Origin of the sequence: Streptomyces hoynatensis (assembly GCF_003626535.1) — a bacterium.
Taxonomy (GTDB): domain Bacteria; phylum Actinomycetota; class Actinomycetes; order Streptomycetales; family Streptomycetaceae; genus Streptomyces; species Streptomyces hoynatensis.
On record NZ_RBAL01000002.1, the window covers coordinates 313,631 to 335,332 of the forward strand.

Genomic DNA, 21,702 nt, shown 5'->3' on the forward strand with positions numbered 1-21,702 from the left:
ACCGGACCTGCGGCTTCTCCCGGGGCCGCGGCGCGGCCACCCGCCTGACGCCTGGCGGCGGGTCCCGCGCCGCGGCCCGGGCCGTTGGGGTTCGCCCCGGCCCGGGCCGGGCCGCTTTCCGGCTCCCCGCCCGGTCGGGGTTCGGCCCGGGCCGTTGCGGGTTCGCCCCGGCCCGGCCCCCAAGCTTCCTCGCCTCCTCCCCACCCCTGGAGCGCCACCGTGCCCCCACCCGCCGCCGTGCCGCCGATCGGCCTCAGCGCCGGTTCCCGGCACCTGCCGGACGCCGACCACCTGCTGCACCGCCTCGCTGCGGCCCTCGCGCTCCCGGGCGGCACCCTGGGCTGCACGCACCCGGTGCGGGCCCCCGGCCCGATCCTCGCGCTGAGCCTCAGCCTGCCGGGCCCGGCGGAGACCGGTGCCGCCTACGACCGCCTCGCCGGTGGCCTCGCCGCCGAACTCGGCCTCGCCACCGCCTGGCAGGACGCCCGCACCGGCCCGCCCGAACACCACGAGGGCGCCGCCGCCGGGGCCGCCGCCGCGGCCCTGCGCTCCGGGCGCGCGGTGCTCTTCCCCGGCTGGTCGCAGACCACCGGCACCCTCACCGTCGGCGAACTCCTCGACCGGACGGCGATCACCCGCACCGTGGCCCTCGGCGGCCTGGTGCCCGAGCCCACCGCGCTCCTCGACACCCGCGCCCACCTGCGCCCCGAATGGGAGGAGGACGACCTGCTGCTGCGCCTGATGCCGGCCCGCGGCGGCACCTACGTCCCCTTCGACATCCCCGACACCCACCCCTGCTGCGGCGGCCGGCACTGAGCGGCCCGCCGTCGCGCGGCCACCCCGAGGAGGAAGGAGCGGGGCGGCCACGCAACCAACGGCCAAGCGCCCGCAGACCGTTCAACCCCTTGCCACCGCGAGCCCTGCCACCCCCACCCTCCCCGGCCCCACGTCACCGGATGCGACCGCGCCCCTGCCCGATCGAGTGAAACCGGCCCCGGGGCGCGGGCGGGTTCTCGCCCGCCTCCGGTTCAGGACACGCCGCCTCGCTTCCCCGCCGTCCGGCTTCCCAGCCCCATCCTGGAACCCCAACAGACCTAAAACCAGGAGAGGTTGGAACATGCCGAAGCTGCCGCCCGCACGAGACCTGCGGACCCGCACCGCCGCCGCCGCGCTGCTCCCCGCGCTGGCCCTCGCGACGACCGTCGCCTGCCGGGCGCCCGGAGAGCCGTCGGCGGAGGAGCTCAGGGACCGGGCGACCGCCCCGGGGACTGGGGAAGTGCGCGCGCGGGCGCTCGACGCGGTGCAGGCGGAGCTCGACGAGGTGACGCAAAGCCTGCCGGAGCTGCACCGCTACACCGTGGTGGTACGCGACCTGTGTCTCCGGGGCCAGGGCTGGGACTACGAGCTGCAGGACGCCCCGGGTCCCGCCCTGGAGTGCTCGGTGCGGGCGACGGCCTATTTCGGTACGGACGAGGACATGCCTGCCCTGCTGCGGCGGATCGCCGAGGCGTTACCCGACTACGCGGAGGCGGCGCAGGAGGAACTGGAAGGCTGGGGACGTGCCCCGAGCGCCGGCCACCTGCCCTGGGAGGGGGGAATTCCGGGCGTGGAATGGGAAACCCCCGAGGGCGGCCTGATCGACGATCCGTATCCCTGCCAGGACGAGTCGGACGGCATCATCTACTCACGCTGCACCCCCGACGCACCCGAGGAGGTGCCCCTCGACGAGATCAGAGGCGCCCACGAGAGCGTCCTCACCTGGTCAAGCAGCGAGAACTACCTCACGGTCCCGCGCAACGACTGAGGCGGGCCCGCCGGGGCCTGCCGCCGGGTGGTGGGGGAGGCGCCGGGTGGTCCGTGCGGCGGCCCGGGACCGAAGGAACGTGGCCGCCGCACGGATCGGAGGACGGCGCCGGCGCCGCCGCTACCCGAGGAGTTCGCCGGCGCCGCTACCGGAGAAGCGCGTTGCCGCCGCTACTGGAGGGTGCCCCGGTAGCCGACCGGTCCCTCGCCGGGGAACTGGGCCGCGCCCTGGAAACGTGAACCTTCGTCGAAGAAGGTGATGTTCCCGTTTCCTTGTGGACTGCTCCAGGTGACCTGGGTGCCGGTGCTCGGCGCGCCGTTCGCGGGAACCACCTGCGCGCGGTTCTGCAACGAGACCTCCAGGTCCGCGTCGGGCGACCAGGTGCCCTCGGGACCACCGGTCTGGATCTCCGTACGGTACGTGGCCAAAGCCATCTCCCTTGTGTGGATGGGCAGTTGCGCAGGCAACCTGCCCGGGGCCGCGTCAGCGGAAGCGGCTTTCTGCTCGCTCGTCCGGGTGAAAAGCGGGCGGCGTCCCACCGGGTCCGCCGCGGCCACCGGGTCCACGGCCTCCACCGGGGCAGCCGGGTCCACCGGGGCCCGGGGGCCCCGGGCCGGGTCAGCGGACGCCGAAGGAGTAGATCGTGGTCGAGCGGTGGGTGCGGCCGGGGTGGAGCCAGGTGGCGGGGAAGTGGGGGTGGTTCGGCGAGTCGGGGAAGTGCTGGGTCTCCAGGCAGAGGGCGTCGCCCTGGCGGTAGGTGCGGCCGGAGGGTCCCGCGAGGGTGCCGTCGAGGAAGTTGCCGCTGTAGAACTGGATGCCGGGCTCGGTGGTGGCCACCTTCATGACCCGGCCCGAGCCCGGGTCGAAGAGGGTGGCGACGTGCTCGGGGGCGGCGGTGACGCCCTTGTCCAGCACGAAGTTGTGGTCGTAGCCCTGGGCGTGCAGCAGCTGCGGGTGGGCCTCCCGCAGGTCGCGGCCGATGGGCTTGGCGCGGCGGAAGTCGAAGGGGGTGCCCTCGACGGGCGCCAGCTCCCCGGTGGGGATCAGCGTCTCGGTGACCGGGGTGTAGCGGCCTGCGGCGAGGCCGAGCCGGTGGTCGGCCACCGGTCCCGCGCCCTCGCCCGCGAGGTTGAAGTAGATGTGGCTGGTGAGGTTCACCGGGGTGGTGGCGTCGGTGGTGGCCGCGTAGTCGATGCGCAGCGCCCCCTCCTCGGTGAGGGTGTAGTTCACCCGCGTCTCCAGCGTGCCGGGGTAACCCGCGTCCCCGGCCGGGCTGGTGAGGCGGAGCGTCAGCCCGGCCGGGGAGGAGGGGGTCACCTCCCACAGCCGCTTGTCGAAGCCCTCGTCCCCGCCGTGCAGGCTGTGGGGCCCGTCGTTGACCGGGAGGCGGTACTCGCGGCCGTCGAGCGTGAAGCGCCCGCCGGCGATGCGGTTGCCGTACCTCCCGATCAGTGCCCCGAAGTACGGGGAGCCGGCGAGGTAGGGCTCCAGGGAGCCGAAGCCGAGGGAGACGTTGGCCGTCCGGCCGTCGCGGTCGGGCAGTTCGAGGGACTGCACGACGCCGCCGTAGGCGAGCACCCCGAGGCGGGTGCCGCCGCGGGCCAGGGTCCACCGGTGGACTTCGGTGCCGTCGGCGAGTCGGCCGAACGGCTCCCGCAGCGGACCCTGCGCGGCCGGACGAGGGGTGGACATGGCTGCCGCTCCTTCCAGGCGGTCGGTATCAGGTGGCGGCCCGGCGCTTGTTCCACACGTCGAAGCCCACCGCCGCCAGCAGTACCAGACCCTTGATGACCTGCTGCCAGTCGGGTCCCACTCCGACGAGCGACATGCCGTTGTTCAGCACGCCGAGCACCAGGCCGCCGATGACCGCGCCGAGCACGGTGCCGACGCCGCCGCTCATGGAGGCGCCGCCGATGAAGGCCGCCGCGATGGCCTCCAGCTCGAACAGGTTGCCCGCGCCCGGGGTGCCCGCGTTGAGCCTGGCGGCGTAGACGCAGCCCGCCAGGGCGGCCAGCACGCCCATGTTGATGAACACCACCATGGTGACCCGGCGGTCCTTGACGCCGGACAGCTGGGCCGCGGCCCGGTTGCCGCCCAGGGCGTAGACGTGGCGGCCGACGACGGCGTGCCGCATCACGAAGCCGACCACGACCAGCAGCCCGCCCAGGATGAGCAGCACCACCGGCACGCCCCGGTAGCTGGCCAGGGTCAGCGTGAAGGCCAGGATCGCGGCCACCAGGGCCAGGCACTTGAGCGCGAAGAGGTTGAACGGGGAGACCTCAAGCTCGTACGCCCGCTGCTGCTGCCTGCTGCGCCACTGGAAGAAGACGACGACGGCGCAGAGCACGAGCCCGATCAGGACGGTCAGGTTGTGGTAGTTCGTGTCCGGCCCCACCTCCGGGAGGTAGCCCTGGGCGATGTCCTGGAAGCCGCCGGGGAAGGGCGACTTCGACTGCCCGTCGAGCAGCAGCTGGGTGGCGCCGCGGAACAGGAGCATCCCGGCCAGGGTGACGATGAAGGACGGGATGCCGATGTAGGCGATCCAGAAGCCCTGCCAGGCGCCGACGGCGGCGCCCACCAGCAGCGAGATGGCCAGGGCCAGTTGCCAGGACATGTCGTGGTCGACCATGAGGACGGCCGCCACGCCGCCGGAGAACGCCGCGAGCGAGCCGACGGACAGGTCGATGTGGCCGTTGATGATGACGACCATCATGCCGATGGCCAGGATCAGGATGTAGCTGTTCTGCAGGATGACGTTGGTGATGTTGCGCGGCAGCAGCACGTCGCCGCCGGTCCAGATCTGGAACATGCCCAGCAGCAGGACCAGCGCGATCAGCATGCCGGACTGGCGCATGTTGGTCCTGACCGCGCGCAGCAGCTGGCCGGCGAGCGACCGCGCGCCGCCGGAGGGCCCCCCGCCGCCCTCCGGGCGTTCCGAGGTGCTCTTGCCAAGGGTCGCCTGGCTCATGTCACCGCTCTCCCGTCGTGCCGTCGTCGGTGGTGTCCTTGCCGGTCTGGGTTCTGGTCATCAGGCGCATCAGCGCCTCCTGGGTGGCCTCGGCCCGGTCGAGCACGCCGGTCAGCCGGCCGGCGGCCATGGTGGCGATGCGGTCGCACAGGCCGAGGAGTTCCGACAGCTCGGAGGAGATGAACACCACGGCCTTGCCCTGCGCGGCGAGCTGGTCGATCACGGTGTAGATCTCGGACTTGGCGCCCACGTCGATGCCGCGGGTCGGCTCGTCGAGGATGAGGATCTCGGGTTCCGCGTAGATCCAGCGGCTGAGCACCACCTTCTGCTGGTTGCCGCCGCTGAGCCGCCCCGTCTGCTCGAACACGGTGGGCGTCTTGATGTTCATCGAGGTGCGGAACCGCTCGGCCACCTGCCGCTCGGCGTGCTCGTCCACCAGCCCGCGCCTGGCGACCCGGGGCAGGGCGGCCAGGGAGATGTTGCGGGAGATGTTGTCGATGAGGTTGAGGCCGAACGTCTTGCGGTCCTCGGTGACGTAGGCGATGCCGTGCCCGACGGCCTGGGAGACCGTCCTGGTGGAGATCTCCTTCCCGTGCAGGTAGACCCGGCCGCGCTCGTAGCGTCCCCAGGAGCGGCCGAAGAGGCTCATCGCCAGCTCGGTGCGGCCGGCCCCCATCAGCCCGGCGATGCCGAGGATCTCCCCGTGGCGCACCTCGAAGGAGACCGAGTCGACCGCGCGGCGCTGCTGGTCGGCCGGGTGGCGCACGGTCCAGTCGACCACGGAGAGCGCCACCTGGCCGGCTTGCTCCCCCCGGTAGGGGGTGCGTTCGGGGAAGTACTGGTCGAGTTCGCGGCCGACCATGCCCTGGATCAGCCGGTCCTCCGACACCTCGGGCGGCGCCCCGGGGGAGGGGCGCACCGGCAGGGTCTCGATGGTCCGGCCGTCCCGCAGGATGGTGACCTGGTCGGCGATCTGCCTGATCTCGTTCAGCTTGTGCGAGATGAGGATGCAGGAGATGCCCTGATCGCGGAACTCCGCGATGAGGCCGAGGAGTTTCCTGCTGTCCTCGTCGTTGAGCGCGGCGGTCGGCTCGTCGAGGATCAGCAGCTTGACCCGCTTGGCGAGGGCCTTGGCGATCTCGACCAGCTGCTGTTTGCCGACGCCGAGTTCCGACACCCGCGTCTGGGGCCGCTCGTCGGTGAGGCCGACGCGCTTCATCAGCCGCTCGGTCTCCATCAGCGTGGTGGACCAGCTGATGATGCCGCCGCGGCCGGCCCGCTCGTTGCCGAGGAAGACGTTCTCCGCGATGGACAGCTGGGGCACCAGGGCGAGTTCCTGGTGGATGATGACGATGCCGCGCTCCTCGCTGGCGCGGATGTCCTTGAAGGCGCACGGCTCGCCCTCGAAGAGGATGTCCCCCTCGTAGCTGCCGTGCGGGTGGACTCCGCTGAGGACCTTCATCAGCGTCGACTTGCCGGCGCCGTTCTCGCCGCAGACGGCGTGGACCTCGCCGGGCCGCACGGCCATGCTGACGCCGTCCAGGGCCTTGACCCCGGGGAAGCTCTTGCTGATGCCGCGCATTTCGAGTACGTGCCGCTCCATGGCGTACGCTCCCTGATCCGGAATTCAGCCGCGGCCGGTCAGCTCAGCTGCTCCTCGGTGTAGTAGCCCTCGTCGACGAGGAGGCGCCAGTTGCTCGCGTCGATGCTCACCGGTTCGAGCAGGTAGGAGGGCACGACCTTCACGCCGTTGTCGTAGGTCTCGGTGTCGTTGGCCTCGCACTCCTGCCCGTGCAGCAGCGCGTCGCCCATCGACACGGCCTGGGCCGCGAGGTCGCGGGTGTCCTTGAACACGGTCTGGGTCTGCTCGCCTGCGATGATCGACTTCACCGAGGCCAGCTCCGCGTCCTGCCCGGTCACCACCGGGTAGGGCAGGTCGTCCGAGCCGTAGCCGATGCTCTTGAGCGCGGAGAGCACGCCGATCGAGATGCCGTCGTAGGGGGAGAGGACCGCGTCCACCCGCTCGTTGCGGTAGTGGGCGGTGAGCAGGTCGTCCATGCGGTCCTGGGCCTCGGCGCCGTTCCAGTGGACCGTGGTGATGTCGTTCAGCTCCGTCTGCCCGCTGCGCACCACCAGCCGGCCGCTGTCGAAGTAGGGCTGGAGGACGTTCATCGCGCCCTGGTAGAAGTAGCGGGTGTTGTTGTCGTCGGGGTCGCCGGCGAACAGCTCGATGTTGAAGCTCTCGTTCCCGCCCTCGGCCAGGCCGAGGGAGTCCACGATGTACTGGCCCTGGAGCTCGCCGACCTTCTCGTTGTCGAAGGTGGCGTAACAGTCCACGTTCTCCGTGTTGAGCAGCAGCCGGTCGTAGGAGATCACGGGGATGCCGGCGTCCGCCGCCTGCTGGAGCACGTTGCCGAGCGAGGAGCCGTTGATCGCCGCGATCACCAGCAGGTCCTCGCCCTGCGCGATCATGTTCTCGATCTGCGCGATCTGGTTCTCGACCCGGTCCTCGCCGTACTGGAGGTCGGTCTCGTAGCCGGCCTCCTGGAAGAGCTGTTCCATGTTGTCGCCGTCCGCGATCCAGCGTTCGGACGACTTGGTCGGCATCGAGATGCCGACTGTTCCGCCCTCCGAGTTCTCGTCTCTCTCCTCGGAGGACTGGCCGCTGTCCTGGCCGCAGGCGGCCAGGGACAGGGCGAGCAGGGCACTGGCGGTGGCAACACGTGCGGCGGCTGATCCGCGAGCCATGGCGGGTCACGTCCTTTCGACTGGTGGTGGTGCCTTTCTCGTATCTGGGGTCGCGCACTTGCTTCCGGGTCGGACAGGGAGGGGTGGGTGGCGCAGCAGGTGAGGGCCCGGCTCAACGGGGGCCCGGGGCGGACGGGGGACGGGAGGGGGACGGGGGGCGGGAAACGGACGGCGGGCGGGGACGGAAGAGGGAGCGGGCAGCGCTCACGGGGCGGGGGACGGGGTGTGCGGGGCGGTGGCGGAGAAGCGCTGGAGCTCGCCCGGCAGGCGGGAGCCGAGCGGCGACATGCCGCCGTCCGCGCCGAGCCTGGCCAGCAGGTCGAGGGCGAGGCGCCCGCGGCGCACCCGCTCGCGCGCGGTCTGCAGCGTGACGTCGCGCAGGTGGGCGCCGTAGGGGTAGATCCCGGGCGCCTTGCTGAGGCCGAACTTCAGGTACAGGGGGGCGCCGCGGCGGATCAGCTGGGCGATGTCGTACATCCGCACGTAGCCGCCGAGGTCGTCGGGGGCCTCCAGGTAGAAGTCGAGGGGGACCCGGGAGGCCCGCCGGATCTCCGTGAGGTGCTCCAGGGTCAGGTCCGAGGGGATGTTCACCGAGTCCGCGCCCAGCCGCTCGACCACGGAGACGGAGACCGGGTTCACCGGGCCGACCAGCGCGGAGACCTTGAAGGTGGTGTCCGGCGGCAGGGTGCCCTCGGCGCGCAGCCGGTGCAGCGTCCACAGCACGCCCTCGTCGGCCACCAGCAGGCAGCGCACGCCGAGTTCTGCGGCGCGCAGCGCGTCCTCCACGCACCCGGCCAGCGCGTCGTGGCCGCGGGCGCGCAGCCCCGCCCCGCCCGAGGGGCTGCGGGTGGAGGCGCCGATGTCCCAGGTGCCTCGGGGGCCGGTGAACAGGCACAGTTCGACGCCCGCCTGCGCGCAGGCCCCGGTCATCTCGGTGATCTCCGCGTCCGTGAGCATCCACACGCCGCTGCCCTGGCTGATGCGGTGGATCGGCACGTCCAGGCGCGCGGCCTCGGTCAGCACCGTGTGCAGGGCCTCGGGGCCCTCGACGGACGGTATCTCGGTGCGCCAGCCGCCCCCGTCCGGGAAGGTGTGCGGCGAGGCGTCGGCTGGGTCGTCCGGCGGGGCTGCGTAGCCGAGGGCGGCCAGGGCGGCATCGCCCGGGCGGCGGTTTCTGGCGGAGGCGGACTCAGACACGATGCTCCATTGTTCGCGGTGGTTCGAAGCGTTGAGCCGCGTTCGGGATGCCGTACGCGGGTTCACGGGGTCGGTATGTGGTTGGAGGCCGGGCGGGAGGGGCTTGAGGCCACTCCCGCCCACGCGCGGGATGGGGGCTGCGGGTGCTTCGGCTGTGGCGGCTACGGCTTCAGGAGGACCTTGCCCACTTCCGGGTCGCCACTACCGACGAGTTCGATTGCTTCGGAGAAAGATTCGAGGGGCAGTTGGTGGGTGATCAGCCCTCCGGGGCGCAGCAGCCCCTGCTCGAAGGCGCGCGTCGCGTACCACCAGGCGGCGGGTGGGGCGCCGAAGACGCTGGCGACGGTGAGCTGGCTGACGGACAGGTGCACCGGGTCGATGCCCTGCGCGCCGGGCTCGGGCATGCCGGTCAGCACCACCCGGCCGCCCCGGCGGGCCAGCCGGCAGGAGTCGCGGGCGGTGCCGGGCGCGCCGGCCGTCTCCACCACCAGGTCGAAGCCGCCCTCGTGTGCCTTCGCCGCCGCGGGCTCCAGCGCCTCGGTGGCGCCCATCGCGCGCGCCCTGGCCCGCGGGCCCTCCCGCGGGTCGACGGCGAGCAGCCCCGAGGGCGAGGAGGCGGCCAGCAACTGGACGGCGAGCAGCCCGAGCGTGCCGGCGCCCACCACGGCCACCGACTCCCCGGGCCTGGGGGCGGCCCGCAGGACCGCGGCGGCCACCACGGCGGCCGGTTCGAGCAGCGCCGCGGCGGTCAGGTCCGCCGCCTCGTCCAGCGGGTGCAGCAGCCGGGCGGGCAGCACGACGTAGTCGGCGAACGCCCCGGGCCGGGTGAAGCCGGTCTCCTCGTAGCCGGTGCTGCACAGGCTGGTCTCCCCGGCGCGGCAGCGGGCGCAGGTGCCGCAGGCGCGGAAGCCCTCGGCGACCGTCTTGCGGCCCACGAGCGCCCCGTCCACGCCGGGCCCCACCGCGTCCACCGTCCCCGACCACTCGTGGCCGGGGACGACGGGGTAGCGGACGTAGCCCTCGGCCCTGGTGCCCTCGTACACCTCGCGGTCGCTGGCGCACAGGCCCGCCGCGTGCACCGCCACCCGCGCCTCGCCCGGGCCCGGCTCGGGCAGCGGGCCGGTGACCAGCCGGTGGGTCCGCGGCCGTTCCACCAGGATGCTGCGCGCGGCCCCGCGGCGCCCCGCCGCCGGTGGGGGAGCGGAGGCGGGCGGGGGCTCGGGCGTGCCGCTCACTGGCCGTTCGCCGCCTTCCCCGCGCGCCCGTCGCGCTTGTGCCAGTCCTCGGCCCACAGGTCGAAGTGGGCCTGCTGCTGGGGGAATTCGGCCGCGGCCTCGGCGTCGAACTCCACGCCGAGCCCCGGCTCATCGGAGAGCGTGAAGTATCCGTCGACGACCTGCGGGGCGCCCTTGACCACCTTCTTGATCTGGGCGTCGGCGAAGTCGTTGAAGTGCTCCAGGATCTTGAAGTTGGGGGTGCAGCCGGCGAGCTGGAGGCTGGCGGCCGTCAGCACGGAGCCGCCGACGTTGTGCGGGGCGACCAGCACGTAGTGGGTCTCGGCGGTGGCGGCCAGCTTGCGCATCTCCCCTATGCCGCCGAGGTGGCCGAGGTCGGGCTGGATGATGTCCGCGGCCTGCGACTCGAACAGCTCGCGGAACTCGATCCGGTCGTGGATGCGCTCGCCGGTGGCGATCGGGAGGCTCGTCTTCGCCGCGACCTTGGCGAGGGCCTTCAGGTTCTCCGGTGGGACCGGCTCCTCAAGCCAGGAGGGCGCGAACGGCTCCAGCTCCCTGGCCAGCCGGATCGCGGTCGCCGGGCTGAAGCGGCCGTGCATCTCCAGCAGCAGCTCGACCTCGGGGCCCACCGCGTCCCTGACCGCCTCGACGAGCGAGAGGGAACGCAGGGTCTCGGCGTGGTCCAGCTCGAAGTTGCCGGTGCCGAACGGGTCGAGCTTCAGCGCCAGGTAGCCGCGCTCGACGACCTCCCGCGCCGCCTTGTGGAAGGCCTCGGGGGTGCGCTCGACGGTGTACCAGCCGTTCGCGTAGGCCTTGACGCGGTTGTCCGCCGCGTCGGCCCGGCCGCCGAGCAGCTGCCAGACCGGCACGCCCAGCGCCTTGCCCTTGATGTCCCAGCAGGCGGTCTCCACGCAGGCGATGCCGGACATCACGATCTCCCCGGCCCGCCCGTAGTCCCCGTACTTCATGCGGCGCACGAGGTCCTCGACCGCGAAGGGGTCGGACCCGGCGATGTGGTTGGCCTCCGCCTCCCTCAGGTAGCCGAGCAGCGCGTCGGTGTGCCCCAGCATCCGCGTCTCACCGACGCCGGTGAGTCCCTCGTCGGTGTGCACCTGGACGTAGGTGAGGTTACGCCAGGGAGTTCCGACGACATGCGTGCTGATTCCGGTGATGCGCACGGGAAGTCACCCTCCACGAACGAGACGTCGTTCGATATTTCGTTAGCCGTTCGAAATGCTGGCGGCCACGTTAGAAGGCGGTCTATACCGTGTCAATGCCCAGGGAAGGGCCTTCCCAGCGCCCGGGGTCCGGACTCCAGGTCAATCCCTGGTGATCTCCTCGTAGGCGAGCGCGGCCAGCTCGGACTGCCCGGCCCGGCTGGGGTGGAACCAGTCCCAGTCGCTGATGTGCCGGGAGGTGAACGGGTAGTCGAAGACGGCGCCCCCGTCGTAGCGGCACAAGGCGTCGGCGCCGCAGACCTCTTCGAGCACCGCGTTGTACTCCTCCACCCGCTCGCGGACCGCGGTGCGGCGGCCGGCCGTCGCCTCGTCCTCGTCCCCTGCGCCGTTGAGCATGGTCGGGCAGATGTCCGCCATCCGCCACACGGCGCGGGCCATCAGCGAGCCGCTGCCCTCCTCCCACAGGTGCATCAGGTCGGGCACGCTCGCCACGTACACCTCGGCGGTGGGCAGCTCCTCGCGGATGGTGCCCATCGCCTCGGTGAACGCGGCGCGGAAGTCCCCGGTGGCCGTCATGTCGGCGACGTCGTCGGCGCAGGCGTCGTTGGCCCCGATGAGGACCGTGATCAGATCCGGCTCGTGGGCCACCGCGGCGGCGGCCTGCGCGGGCAAGTCGGCGACCGTGGCCCCGCTCTCGGCCAGGTTCCACGCGTGCGCTGCGATGTCGCCCTCGCCGCCGAGTAACTGCCTGGCCAGGCTGTCCACCGACTCGTCCGTGCCGGTGGCCCAGGAGGCCTCGGGGCAGTCGGAGAGCAGGGAACAGGCGTCGAAGGCGCGGGTGATGGAGTCGCCGATGGCGGCCACGGAGCGCGGGCTCGGGTTCCAGGCGGGCGCCTCGGGCTCGGGCTCCGCCGAGGCGGCGGCCTGTTGCCGCGGGCCCTCGGAGCCGTCGGAGGCGCCCGAGGTGCAGGCGGCGAGCAGGGCGCAGCAGGCGAGCGCCGCGAGCGGCAGGGGGCGCGGCAGGCCGCGCCGGGCGGCGGGGGAGCGGCTGGTGGGCATGCGGGCACCTCGGCGTCCTGAAGCGGGGGCGGAAGCGGGAGACGGGGCGGGAGAGGGGGTAGGGGAAGGGGCGGGAGACGGGGCGGGCGAGAGGGCGGGCGAGAGGGCGGGCGAGAGGGCGGGAGAAGGGATGGGAAGCGGGCACGGGGGCGGGGGCGGTGGCGCGAAAGTCGTCGTGGGCGTCGCGGGGTGGTCGTGGGGTGGGGGAGGTAGCTTGGGACCCGGCAGTGGGCCGCGCTCGACGTGCGCCATGAGTAACAAGACTAAAAGATGACCCCACGTCACAGGCTGTCCATTTTGCCGCGATAAGTGTCCAATGGTGTTTACTGTTCGTGCGCGGTATCGGGGTCACGAGGGGGGCGCCTGGAGGATTGCCGCGGGCGCGGGCGGGCGCACGAGCGCGCGGGCCAGGCGGGCCGGGGGAGGGGCGTGCGGCGGGCCGGCGGGCAGCGCGGTGCCGGGCACGGCACCGGAGAGACGACCGGGAAAGAAGAAGAGTGGAGGTCCGGATGACGACGCGCGGTGTTCTGTTTGTGCACTCCGCCCCCCGTGCGCTGTGCCCACACATCGAGTGGGCCGTGGCCGGGGTGCTCGGCGCCCGGGTCGGCCTCGACTGGACCAGGCAGCCCGCCTCCCCCGGCACCTGGCGGGCCGAGCTCTCCTGGCAGGGCGAGGCGGCCACCGCCTCCAAGCTCGCCTCGGCGCTGCGCGGCTGGCGCCTGCTGCGCTTCGAGGTCACCGCGGAGCCCTGCCCGGCCGCCGAGGGCGAGCGCTACAGCTGCACCCCCGAGCTCGGCATCTACCACGCCGTCACCGGCATCCACGGCGACATCATGATCCCCGAGGACCGGCTGCGCGCCGCGGCGGCCAGGGCGGCCGGCGGCGAGAGCGACCTCCAGGCCGAGATCGCCCGGCTGCTCGGCAAGCCCTGGGACGACGAGCTCGAACCCTTCCGGCACGCCGGCGAGGGCGCGCCCGTCCGCTGGCTGCACCAGGTGGTCTGAGGCCCGCGCCCGCGCCCTTTCCCGTGCCCCGCCCGGGGGTTGCCGCCCGCGGGCGGCGGGTGGCCGGGCGGGAGGGGACCGCGTGCCGCGGCGGGGGCTCACCCGGCCGAGCGATTAGCGTGCGGGCATGACTGACACTGATCGGATTTCCGTCGGCGTGCTCGGCACCGGGATCATGGGTGCCGCGATGGCCCGCAACCTCAGCCGCGCCGGTTTCGACGTCCGGGTGTGGAACCGCACGCACGCCAAGGCCGAGCCGCTGGCCGCGGACGGGGCGCGCGTCGCGGCGAGCCCCGCCGAGGCCGTCGAGGGCGCCGCGATCGTCCTCACCATGCTGTACGACGGGCCCGCGGCCCTGTCCGCCATGCGGGCCGCCGCGCCCGGACTCGCCCCCGGCGCCGTGTGGATGCAGAGCACGACGGCGGGCCTTTCCGGGCTGGAGCCGCTGGCCGACTTCGCCGGGGAGCACCGGCTGACCTTCATGGACGTGCCCGTGCTCGGCTCGCGGCAGCCGGCCGAGGCGGGCAAGCTGATCACCCTGGTCGCGGGCCCTGCCGCGGGCCGCCGGGCGCTGGAACCGGTGCTGAACGCCGTGGGCGCCAGGACGATCGTGGCCGGGGAGCGGGCCGGGGACGCGACGCGGCTGAAGCTGGTCTGCAACAGCTGGGTGCTCGCCCTCACCCACGCCACGGCGGAGGCGCTCTCCCTCGCCAAGGGACTCGGCGTGGAACCGGGGCAGTTCCTCGAAGCCGTCGCGGGCGGCCCGCTGGACTGCGGCTACCTGCGGCAGAAGGCGGACGCGATCCTCGGGGGCGATCTGAGCGCCCACTTCACCGTGGCGACGGCGGCCAAGGACACCGGGCTCATCGTCGCCGCCGCCGACTCGGTCGCCGTCCGCCTCGACCTGGCCACCGCCGGCGCCGCCCGCTTCCGGCGGGCCACAGAACAGGGCCACGCCGCGCAGGACATGGCCGCCTCCTACTACGCCAGCTTCGACGGCGGCCGGGCCGCGGACTGAGGCCGCCCCGCCCCGTCTCCGGCCCCCGCGCCCCCGCCGCCCGCGCCCGGCGCGCCCGCCGGGTGTGCCCCGGGCCGCGGCGTTCGGCCCCGCGGCACCCGGCCGCGGGTCCCGGGGAGGGGCTCGCCGCCCAGCAGCCGCCCGGCCGCCCGGCGCGCCCGGCCCGGGGCCGCGGGGTCGGCGTGCAGCTGGAGGGCGTGGTTCAGGCTCATCATGACGCCGTTCAGCTCGAACACCAGCTGCGCGGCCGCCGTGCCCACCGGCAGCTCCCCGCGGGCCACGGCCGCGTGCACCTCGGCCGTCAGGCGGCGTTCCCAGGCCCGGAACTGGCGGCGCAGCAGCTCCCGCACCGGCCCGCCGCGCCCGTCGTACTCGAAGGTGGCGCTGACGAACAGGCAGCCGCCGGGGAAGACCCCGCGCTCCAGGTAGGAGACCCACGCCTCGCAGACCGCCCGCAGCCGCGCCAGGCCGGGGGCGGCCCCGGCGGCCGGGCGCCACACCTCCTCGCTGAAGATCACGGCGGCCCGCTCCAGGGCCGCGAGCTGCAGCGCCTGCTTGGTGCCGAAATGGCCGAGGAGGCCGGACTTGCTGAGGCCGAGGTCGGCGGCCAGCCGCCCGATGGTCAGCCCGTCGAGGCCCTCCACGGAGGCGAGGGCGACGCTGCGCTCCACGATCCGCTCGCGGGTGTGCCTGGCCTCGGCTGCGGAACGGCGCGGACTCATGCCCCCACTATAGAGACCACGAGACGGCTATAGCGTCCGATCGGTCGGTCGCTATATTGGGCCCGTGAGCGAACCCGCCGGCACGAACGTGCCCACCCGCATAGCCGCGCTGGGGTACCACCAGCCCGAGCACCGGCTGACCAACGAGGACCTGTCCGGCATGGTCGAGACCAGCGACGCCTGGATTCGGCAGCGCACCGGCATCGTCACCCGCCACATCGCCCGCGAGGAGTCCGTCGCCGACCTGGCCACCGCCGCGGCGGGCAAGGCCCTGGCCGCGGCCGGGCTCGGCCCGGCAGAGATCGGGCAGGTCGTCGTCGCCACCTGCAGCGCGATCGACCGGGTGCCCTCCATCGCCGCCGAGGTGGCCGGCCGCCTCGGCATCCAGGGCGCCGTCGCCTTCGACCTCAACAACGGCTGCGCCGGCTTCACCACCGCGCTCGCCGTCGCCGACCACGCCGTGCGCGCCGGCGCCGCGCGGCACGCCCTCGTGGTGGGCGCGGAGAAGATGTCGGACGTCACCGACTACACCGACCGCTCCACCTGCGTGCTGCTCGGCGACGGGGCGGGCGCCGCCGTGGTCGGGCCCGCGGCGCAGCCGGGCATCGGGCCCGTCGTCTGGGGCTCTGACCCCACCGCGCGCGACGCGGTCAGGCTCCGCGGGGACTGGCACCCCCGCTTCGCGCAGGACGGCCAGAAGGTGTTCCGCTGGGCCACCACCGCCCTCGCCCCGCTGGCCCGCGAGGCCTGCGAGCGGGCCGGGTACGCGCCGGGCGAGCTGGGCGCCATCGTCGCCCACCAGGCCAACCTGCGGATCGTCGAGGCGCTCGCGCGGCAGCTGGACGCGCCAGGCGCCGTGGTCGCCACCGACGTGGTCACCTCGGGCAACACCTCGGCCGCCTCCGTGCCGCTCGCCCTGGCCAAGCTGGTGGAGCGGGGCGAGGTGACGCCGGGAACGCCCACGCTGCTCTTCGCCTTCGGCGGCGGGCTCTCCTGGGCGGGCCAGGTCGTGCGCTGCCCCTGAGCCTCGCGCCCGCCCCGACCGCCGCCCGCCCCGACCGCCGCCCCGCCCGCCCCGGGCCCGCCCGCCGGGACGCCGCGGGCCGGTCAGTCGCCCGCGCCGCGGGCCCTGGGGCGGGCCCGCAGGTGGGCGCGTTCCCCCTGCCTGCCGAACAGGCTGAGAAACTCGACCGGTTCCGGGCCCGCCGCGCCGAACCAGTGCGGCACCCGGGTGTCGAACTCGGCCGCCTCGCCCGGCGAGAGCACCAGATCGTGCTCGCCGAGGACCACCCGCAGCCGCCCGTTCAGCACGTACAGCCACTCGTAGCCCTCGTGGGTCTGCGGGTCGGGCTCCCGCCGCTCCCCGCCGCCCGGGAGCACCAGCTTGTACGCCTGGATGCCGCCCGACCTGCGGGTCAGCGGCAGCATCGTCATCCCGTTGCGGGTGATGGGGCGCAGGTGGATGCGCGGATCGCCGGTGGGCGGGGCGCCGACGAGCTCGTCGAGCGTGACCCCGTGCACCCTGGCCAGCGGCAGCAGCAGCTCCAGCGTGGGGCGGCGGGCGCCCGACTCCAGCCGGGACAGGGTGCTCACCGAGATGCCGGTCGCCGCCGAGAGCGCGGCCAGGGTGGTCTCCCGGCGCCTGCGCAGCTCCCGCAGCCGCGGCCCCACCGCGCCGAGCGCCTGATCGAGGTCCTCGTCCATGCCGCCCAGCTTGCCAGAGTGGCAACAGGGTTTGCCGCCGCCCCGGCCGCGGCCACAGGGTGGCGGCGGAGGTGGTCGAGGTGACCGACGAGTTGCACGACGCGTACGACGTCGTGGTGGCGGGCGGCGGCGCGGCCGGCCTGAACGGCGCGCTCATGCTGGCCAGGTCGAGACGCACGGTGGCCGTGATCGACGCGGGCGCCCCGCGCAACGCGCCCGCCGAGGGCGTGCACGGGCTGCTCGCCAGGGACGGCATGCCGCCCGGGGAGCTGCTGGCACGCGGCCGGGCCGAGGTGCGCCACTACGGGGGCCAGGTGCTGCGCGGCGAGATCGGCGCGGTGACGCGCGGGGAGCGGGGCGCCTTCGCGGTGACGCTGGCCGACGGCAGGTCCACCCGGGCGCGGCGGCTGCTGGTGGCCACCGGGCTCGTGGACGAGCTGCCCGCGGTGCCGGGGCTGCGCGAGGGCTGGGGCCGCGACGTGCTGCACTGCCCGTACTGCCACGGCTGGGAGGTGCGCGACCGGGCCGTGGGCGTGCTCGGGGGCGGGCCGATGTCCGTGCACCAGGCGCTGCTGTTCCGGCAGCTGAGCGACGACGTCCTGTTCTTCCCGCACGCCGCACCCCCGCCGGCCGGCGAGGAGGCGGAACGGCTCGCCGCCCGGGGCATCCGCGTGGTGGAGGGCGAGGTGGCGGCCGTGGAGTACGCGCGGGGCCGGCTCGCGGGGCTGCGGATGGCCGACGGCAGGCGCCTCGCCAGGCAGGCGCTCGTGGTCGGGCCCCGGATGGTGGCCCGCGTGCCCTTCCTCGCGGGCATCGGCCTGCGGCCGGTCGAACACCCGGGCGGCGCAGGGGAGTTCCTGCCCGCCGACGCCACCGGCCGCACCGAGGTGCCCGGCGTGTGGGCCGCGGGCAACGTCGCCGACCTCGCGGCCCAGGTCGGCGCCGCCGCCGCGGCGGGCGCCCTGGCGGCGGCCCACCTCAACGCCGACCTGGTCGCCGAGGAGACCGACGCGGCCCTCGCCGCCCGCCGCACCGCCTCCCGGGCCGGGGACGGGGACGGGGACGGGGCCGCCGCCGCGGCCGGCGGGAGCCCCCGGGGCCGCTGAGGCGCCGCCCGCCCGCCGGACGCGCCGCGCAGGCGGCGCACGCGCCGCGGCCCCCCACCCGGAGCGGGCGGGGGGCCGCGGCGCGCAGGGGGGCGCGGGGCCGGGCCCGCGCGCTTCGCCCGGCTAGACGGTGCGGAGGGCCAGCACGACGTTGTGGCCGCCGAATCCGAAGGAGTTGTTGATCGCGGCGATCGTGCCCGAGGGCAGCTGCCGCGCCTCGGCACCCACGACGTCCGCGTCCACCTCGGGGTCGAGCCGGTCGAGGTTGATCGTCGGGGGCGCCGTGCGGTGGTGGAGCGCCAGCACGGTGGCGACCGTCTCCACGCCGCCCGCGCCGCCGAGGAGGTGGCCGGTCATCGACTTGGTCGCGGAGATCGCCACGTGGTCGAGGTCCTCGCCCAGCACCTGGCGCAGCGCCTTGATCTCCGCCACGTCGCCCTGCGGCGTGGAGGTGGCGTGCGCGTTCAGGTGGGCGAGCTGCTCCGGCTTGAGGTCCGTGGTGTCCAGCAGGTGCCGCATGGCGGCGGCGATGCCGCGCCCCTCCGGCTCGGGCTGGGCGATGTGGTGGGCGTCGGCGGACAGGCCCTGGCCCAGCATCTCGCAGTAGACCCGGGCGCCGCGCTTCGCCGCGTGCTCGGCCGACTCCAGGACGACCATGCCGGCGCCCTCGCCGAGCACGAAGCCGTCCCGCGCGGCGTCGTAGGGCCGGGAGGCGGCCTCGGGCGCGTCGTTGTTCTTCGACATCGCCATCATGTTGGAGAAGGCGGCGATCGGCAGCGGGTGGATGCACGCCTCGGTGCCGCCGGCCACCACCACGTCGGCACGGCCGGAGCGGATCATCTCGATCCCGTAGCCCACGGCCTCCGCGCCCGAGGCGCAGGCGCTGACCGGAGTGTGCACGCCCGCCCTGGCGTTGAACTCAAGACCCACGTGCGCCGAGGGGCTGTTGGGCATCAGCATCGGCACGGTGTGCGGGGAAACCCGCCGCGCGCCCAGGTCCTTGAGGATGTCGTACTGCGTCATCAGCGTGGTGACGCCGCCGATGCCGGTGGCCACCGCGGCGCCGAGGCGCTCGGCCGGAATGGCCTCGTCCTCGCCCGCCTTGGCCGTGAAGCCGGCGTCGGCCCACGCCTCCCTGGCCGCGATCAGCGCGAACTGAGCCGAGCGGTCCAGGCGGCGGAGCAGCGGACGGGGAAGCACGTCGGCCGGCTCGACCGCGGCGCGGGCCGCGATCCGCACCGGCAGGTCCTCCAGACGCACCGGCAGGTCGGCGGCCCATTCCTCGGTCAGGGCACGCACTCCGGAGCGGCCGGCGACGAGGCCCTCCCAGGTCGTTGCGCTGTCGCCACCCAGCGGTGTGGTTGCGCCCACACCGGTGACAACCACCGTTCGATTGGTCGCGTTCACGGTATTTCTGACTTCCGCTAGTCGGGGATGTGGTGCTTCGCCACCCGGGAGGGTGGCGACAGGCGCGGTGTTCGCCGAACCGCTGGTCAGCTCTGGTGCTCGGCGATGTAGGTGACGGCGTCGCCCACGGTCTTCAGGCCCCGCACGTCGTCGTCCGGGATCTTGACGCCGAAGCGCTCCTCCGCCGCGACGACCACCTCGACCATGGACAGCGAGTCGACGTCAAGGTCGTCGGTGAACGACTTCTCCTCGGTCACCTCGTCGTTCGGGATGCCGGCGATCTCGTTCACGATATCGGCGAGACCGGCGATGATCTCTTCCTTCGTGGCAGCCATTGCGGTGCTCCTTCGGTGTTCTGCGGTTGCGGTGGGTACCGCGCTCGGGTGTCGGCCCACGCTGCGTGGGCCGTGCTGCGAATCGTGCTTAGGGGAGGGTAACGACCGTCGCGGCGTAGACGAGACCCGCCCCGAAGCCGATGACGAGGGCGGTGTCGCCGCTCTTGGCCTGCCCGGTCGCCAGCATCCGCTCCATGGCGAGCGGAATGGAGGCGGCCGAGGTGTTGCCCGTGGTCTCGATGTCCCGCGCCACCACGACGTGTTCCGGCAGCCGCAGCGTCTTGACCATCGAGTCGATGATGCGCATGTTCGCCTGGTGCGGGATGAAGACGTCCAGCTCCTCGGCGGTGATCCCGGCCGCGTCCAGGGCCTGCTGGGCGACCTTGGCCATCTCGTAGACGGCCCAGCGGAAGACCGTCTGGCCCTCCTGCCGCAGCGCGGGGAACTTCACCTCTCCGTGCGAGTCGACCGGGAGGTTCTCCAGGTTCCCCAGGCGGTAGCGGTCCCAGGGCACCGTCTGCGCGATGACGTCGGCCTTCTCGCCGTCCGAGCCCCACACGGTCGGGCCCATGGCGGGCTCCTCCGAGGGGCCGACGACGACCGCGCCCGCGCCGTCGCCGAACAGGAAGGCCGTGGACCTGTCCTCCCGGTCGGTCAGGTCGGACAGCCGCTCCACGCCGACCACCAGGACGTGGCGCGCGCTGCCGTCCACGATCATGCCCCGGGCCAGGGTGAGGCCGTAGCCGAAGCCGGCGCAGGCCGCGGAGATGTCGAACGCGGCGGGCTTGCCCGCGCCGAGCCGGTGGGCGATGTCGGTGGCGACCGAGGGGGTCTGCATGAAGTGCGAGACGGTGGAGATGAGCACCGCGTCGATCTCCTCGGCGGCGATCCCGGCGTCGGCGAGGGCCTTGCCCGCCGCGGCCAGCGACATCTCGGCGACCGTCTCCTCGGGGCCCGCCCAGTGCCGGGTGACGATCCCGGAGCGGGAGCGAATCCACTCGTCGGACGAGTCGATGTGCCGCAGGATCTCCTCGTTCGGCACGACCCGCGTCGGGCGGTAGCCGCCGACGCCCATGATCCGCGCGTAGGGGGCTCCTCGGCTGACCTTCAGTGTGGCGGGCATTGCACGCTCCTCTTCGGCGGCTGTTTCGCGGCTGCGTGGCGGCTATACGGCGGAGTCGTCGGCCGTGCCGTCCGCCGCGGCCTCGCCCGCCGTGCCGGCGCCGGGGCCGTGGGCGGCGATCAGCTCACGGGCCGCGGCGAGATGGGCGGGGGACTTGAGGGCCACCCTTTCCACGCCAGGCAGGTTGCGCCTGGCCAGGCCGGCGAGCGTGCCCCCCGGGCACAGCTCGACCAGGGCGGTGATCCCGAGGCGCTGGAACGTCTCCACGCACAGGTCCCAGCGCACCGGGCTCGACACCTGGCGGACCAGGCGGTCGACGATCTTGGGCCCGCCGTCCACGACGTCGCCGTCGGCGTTGGAGACGAACGGGATGCCGGGGTCGGCCGGGCTGAGGCCGGCGACGGCGCGCTCCATCGCGGCCACCGCGGGGGCCATGTGCCGGGTGTGGAAGGCCCCGGCCACCTTGAGCGGCACCACGCGGGCCTTCTCCGGCTTGTCCGCGGCGAACGCGGCCAGCTGCTCCAGCGTGCCCGCGGCGACGATCTGGCCGCCGCCGTTGTTGTTGGCCGCGATCAGCCCGCACTCCTCAAGGCGGGCCGCCACCTGCTCCGGGTCGCCGCCGAGCACCGCGGACATGCCGGTCTCGGTGGTCGCGGCGGCCTCGGCCATCGCCGCGGACCTGTCCCTGACCAGCGCGATCGTCTCCTGCTCCGTCAGCACCCCGGCGATGGCGGCGGCGGGCAGCTCGCCCACGCTGTGCCCGGCCACCGCGTGGGCGAGCGGGGGCAGGCCGGGCGCGAGGTGCTCGTCGCCCACGCCCTCGCCGGTGGAGCGCAGCGCCCTCGCGGACAGCAGCGCGGCGGCGACGAGCAGCGGCTGGGCGACCTGCGTGTCGCGGATCTCCTCCTCGCCGGCTTCCGTGCCGTAGTGGACGAGGTCGAGTCCCGCCGTCTCGGACCAGAGGCGCAGCAGGTCGGCGGCGCCTGGGAGTTCGAGCCACGGGGTGAGGAAGCCGGGCGTCTGGGAGCCCTGGCCGGGAGCGACGAGTACGAGCACCCTTTCACTCTCTCCCGGGGTGCGGGGTTGACGCCCGT

The 21,702-nt window shown here is 73.9% G+C and carries 21 protein-coding genes; 6 read left to right on the top strand and 15 right to left on the bottom strand.

Features of this window, described 5'->3' with window-relative positions; genetic code table 11:
• The first annotated feature begins 219 nt into the window (after positions 1–219).
• Both D7294_RS04840 and D7294_RS04845 read left to right on the top strand, forming a co-directional pair.
• Positions 220–816 (top strand): hypothetical protein, encoded by a 597-nt coding sequence (locus D7294_RS04840; protein ID WP_241562103.1) that lies wholly within the window; start codon positions 220–222, stop codon positions 814–816.
• A 301-nt stretch (positions 817–1,117) separates the two neighbouring features.
• Positions 1,118–1,804 carry a hypothetical protein gene (locus D7294_RS04845; protein WP_120675837.1) on the top strand — a complete coding sequence of 229 codons (687 nt, stop codon included), beginning with the start codon at positions 1,118–1,120 and terminating at the stop codon, positions 1,802–1,804.
• Positions 1,805–1,974: 170 nt separating this feature from the next.
• Here D7294_RS04845 and D7294_RS04850 read toward each other — a convergent pair whose 3' ends face one another.
• From D7294_RS04850 to D7294_RS04890, 9 genes are all read right to left on the bottom strand, one after another.
• On the bottom strand, positions 1,975–2,238 hold the full coding sequence (locus D7294_RS04850) for a hypothetical protein (RefSeq protein WP_241562104.1): 264 nt from the start codon (positions 2,236–2,238) through the stop codon (positions 1,975–1,977).
• 184 nt (positions 2,239–2,422) lie between these two features.
• Positions 2,423–3,496 (bottom strand): aldose epimerase family protein, encoded by a 1,074-nt coding sequence (locus tag D7294_RS04855; RefSeq protein ID WP_120675839.1) that lies wholly within the window; start codon positions 3,494–3,496, stop codon positions 2,423–2,425.
• Between the two features lie 28 nt (positions 3,497–3,524).
• Positions 3,525–4,772 (bottom strand): multiple monosaccharide ABC transporter permease, encoded by a 1,248-nt coding sequence (mmsB, locus tag D7294_RS04860; RefSeq protein WP_241562105.1) that lies wholly within the window; start codon positions 4,770–4,772, stop codon positions 3,525–3,527.
• Between the two features lies 1 nt (position 4,773).
• A complete protein-coding gene (gene mmsA / locus D7294_RS04865; RefSeq protein ID WP_120675841.1) occupies positions 4,774–6,375 on the bottom strand; it encodes a multiple monosaccharide ABC transporter ATP-binding protein in 1,602 nt (533 codons plus the stop codon).
• Between the two features lie 38 nt (positions 6,376–6,413).
• Positions 6,414–7,520 (bottom strand): multiple monosaccharide ABC transporter substrate-binding protein, encoded by a 1,107-nt coding sequence (gene chvE / locus D7294_RS04870; protein ID WP_120675843.1) that lies wholly within the window; start codon positions 7,518–7,520, stop codon positions 6,414–6,416.
• A gap of 204 nt (positions 7,521–7,724) precedes the next feature.
• A complete protein-coding gene (locus D7294_RS04875; protein ID WP_120675845.1) occupies positions 7,725–8,717 on the bottom strand; it encodes a hypothetical protein in 993 nt (330 codons plus the stop codon).
• A 161-nt stretch (positions 8,718–8,878) separates the two neighbouring features.
• Positions 8,879–9,877 (bottom strand): zinc-dependent alcohol dehydrogenase, encoded by a 999-nt coding sequence (locus tag D7294_RS04880; RefSeq protein WP_241562140.1) that lies wholly within the window; start codon positions 9,875–9,877, stop codon positions 8,879–8,881.
• 71 nt (positions 9,878–9,948) lie between these two features.
• Positions 9,949–11,130 (bottom strand): mandelate racemase/muconate lactonizing enzyme family protein, encoded by a 1,182-nt coding sequence (locus tag D7294_RS04885; RefSeq protein ID WP_120675849.1) that lies wholly within the window; start codon positions 11,128–11,130, stop codon positions 9,949–9,951.
• Between the two features lie 141 nt (positions 11,131–11,271).
• The gene (locus D7294_RS04890) at positions 11,272–12,189 is read right to left on the bottom strand and encodes a GDSL-type esterase/lipase family protein (protein ID WP_174248268.1); all 918 of its coding nucleotides are present in this window, start codon (positions 12,187–12,189) and stop codon (positions 11,272–11,274) included.
• 509 nt (positions 12,190–12,698) lie between these two features.
• On the opposite strand from D7294_RS04890, the gene D7294_RS04895 reads away from it, so the two are divergent.
• Complete coding sequence (locus D7294_RS04895; RefSeq protein WP_120676227.1) at positions 12,699–13,193, top strand: DUF3145 domain-containing protein; 495 nt, start codon at positions 12,699–12,701, stop codon at positions 13,191–13,193.
• Positions 13,194–13,320: 127 nt separating this feature from the next.
• Positions 13,321–14,211, top strand: coding sequence for an NAD(P)-dependent oxidoreductase (locus D7294_RS04900; protein WP_120675851.1), 891 nt, complete (start codon positions 13,321–13,323; stop codon positions 14,209–14,211).
• Here the strand turns inward: D7294_RS04900 and D7294_RS04905 are convergent.
• Positions 14,175–14,933, bottom strand: a complete 759-nt coding sequence (locus D7294_RS04905; protein WP_120675853.1) for a TetR/AcrR family transcriptional regulator — start codon at positions 14,931–14,933, stop codon at positions 14,175–14,177. The two genes, D7294_RS04900 and D7294_RS04905, sit on opposite strands and share 37 nt — an antisense overlap.
• Positions 14,934–15,021: 88 nt before the next feature.
• Here D7294_RS04905 and D7294_RS04910 point away from each other — a divergent pair, with 88 nt between their 5' ends.
• On the top strand, positions 15,022–15,957 hold the full coding sequence (locus D7294_RS04910; protein ID WP_120676229.1) for a beta-ketoacyl-ACP synthase 3: 936 nt from the start codon (positions 15,022–15,024) through the stop codon (positions 15,955–15,957).
• An 83-nt stretch (positions 15,958–16,040) separates the two neighbouring features.
• Here the strand turns inward: D7294_RS04910 and D7294_RS04915 are convergent, their stop codons facing one another.
• Positions 16,041–16,637: a helix-turn-helix domain-containing protein gene (locus D7294_RS04915; protein WP_120675855.1), complete on the bottom strand. Its 597-nt coding sequence runs from the start codon at positions 16,635–16,637 to the stop codon at positions 16,041–16,043.
• A gap of 80 nt (positions 16,638–16,717) precedes the next feature.
• On the opposite strand from D7294_RS04915, the gene D7294_RS04920 reads away from it, so the two are divergent.
• The gene (locus D7294_RS04920) at positions 16,718–17,743 is read left to right on the top strand and encodes an NAD(P)/FAD-dependent oxidoreductase (RefSeq protein WP_120676231.1); all 1,026 of its coding nucleotides are present in this window, start codon (positions 16,718–16,720) and stop codon (positions 17,741–17,743) included.
• 123 nt (positions 17,744–17,866) lie between these two features.
• On the opposite strand, the gene D7294_RS04925 is transcribed toward D7294_RS04920, so the two are convergent.
• The 4 genes from D7294_RS04925 to D7294_RS04940 form a co-directional block, all read right to left on the bottom strand.
• Positions 17,867–19,150: a beta-ketoacyl-[acyl-carrier-protein] synthase family protein gene (locus D7294_RS04925; protein ID WP_120675857.1), complete on the bottom strand. Its 1,284-nt coding sequence runs from the start codon at positions 19,148–19,150 to the stop codon at positions 17,867–17,869.
• Between the two features lie 86 nt (positions 19,151–19,236).
• The gene (locus D7294_RS04930) at positions 19,237–19,485 is read right to left on the bottom strand and encodes an acyl carrier protein (RefSeq protein WP_120675859.1); all 249 of its coding nucleotides are present in this window, start codon (positions 19,483–19,485) and stop codon (positions 19,237–19,239) included.
• A gap of 88 nt (positions 19,486–19,573) precedes the next feature.
• On the bottom strand, positions 19,574–20,608 hold the full coding sequence (locus D7294_RS04935; RefSeq protein WP_120675861.1) for a ketoacyl-ACP synthase III: 1,035 nt from the start codon (positions 20,606–20,608) through the stop codon (positions 19,574–19,576).
• A 42-nt stretch (positions 20,609–20,650) separates the two neighbouring features.
• The gene (locus tag D7294_RS04940; RefSeq protein ID WP_120675863.1) at positions 20,651–21,664 is read right to left on the bottom strand and encodes an ACP S-malonyltransferase; all 1,014 of its coding nucleotides are present in this window, start codon (positions 21,662–21,664) and stop codon (positions 20,651–20,653) included.
• Between the last annotated feature and the right edge of the window lie 38 nt (positions 21,665–21,702).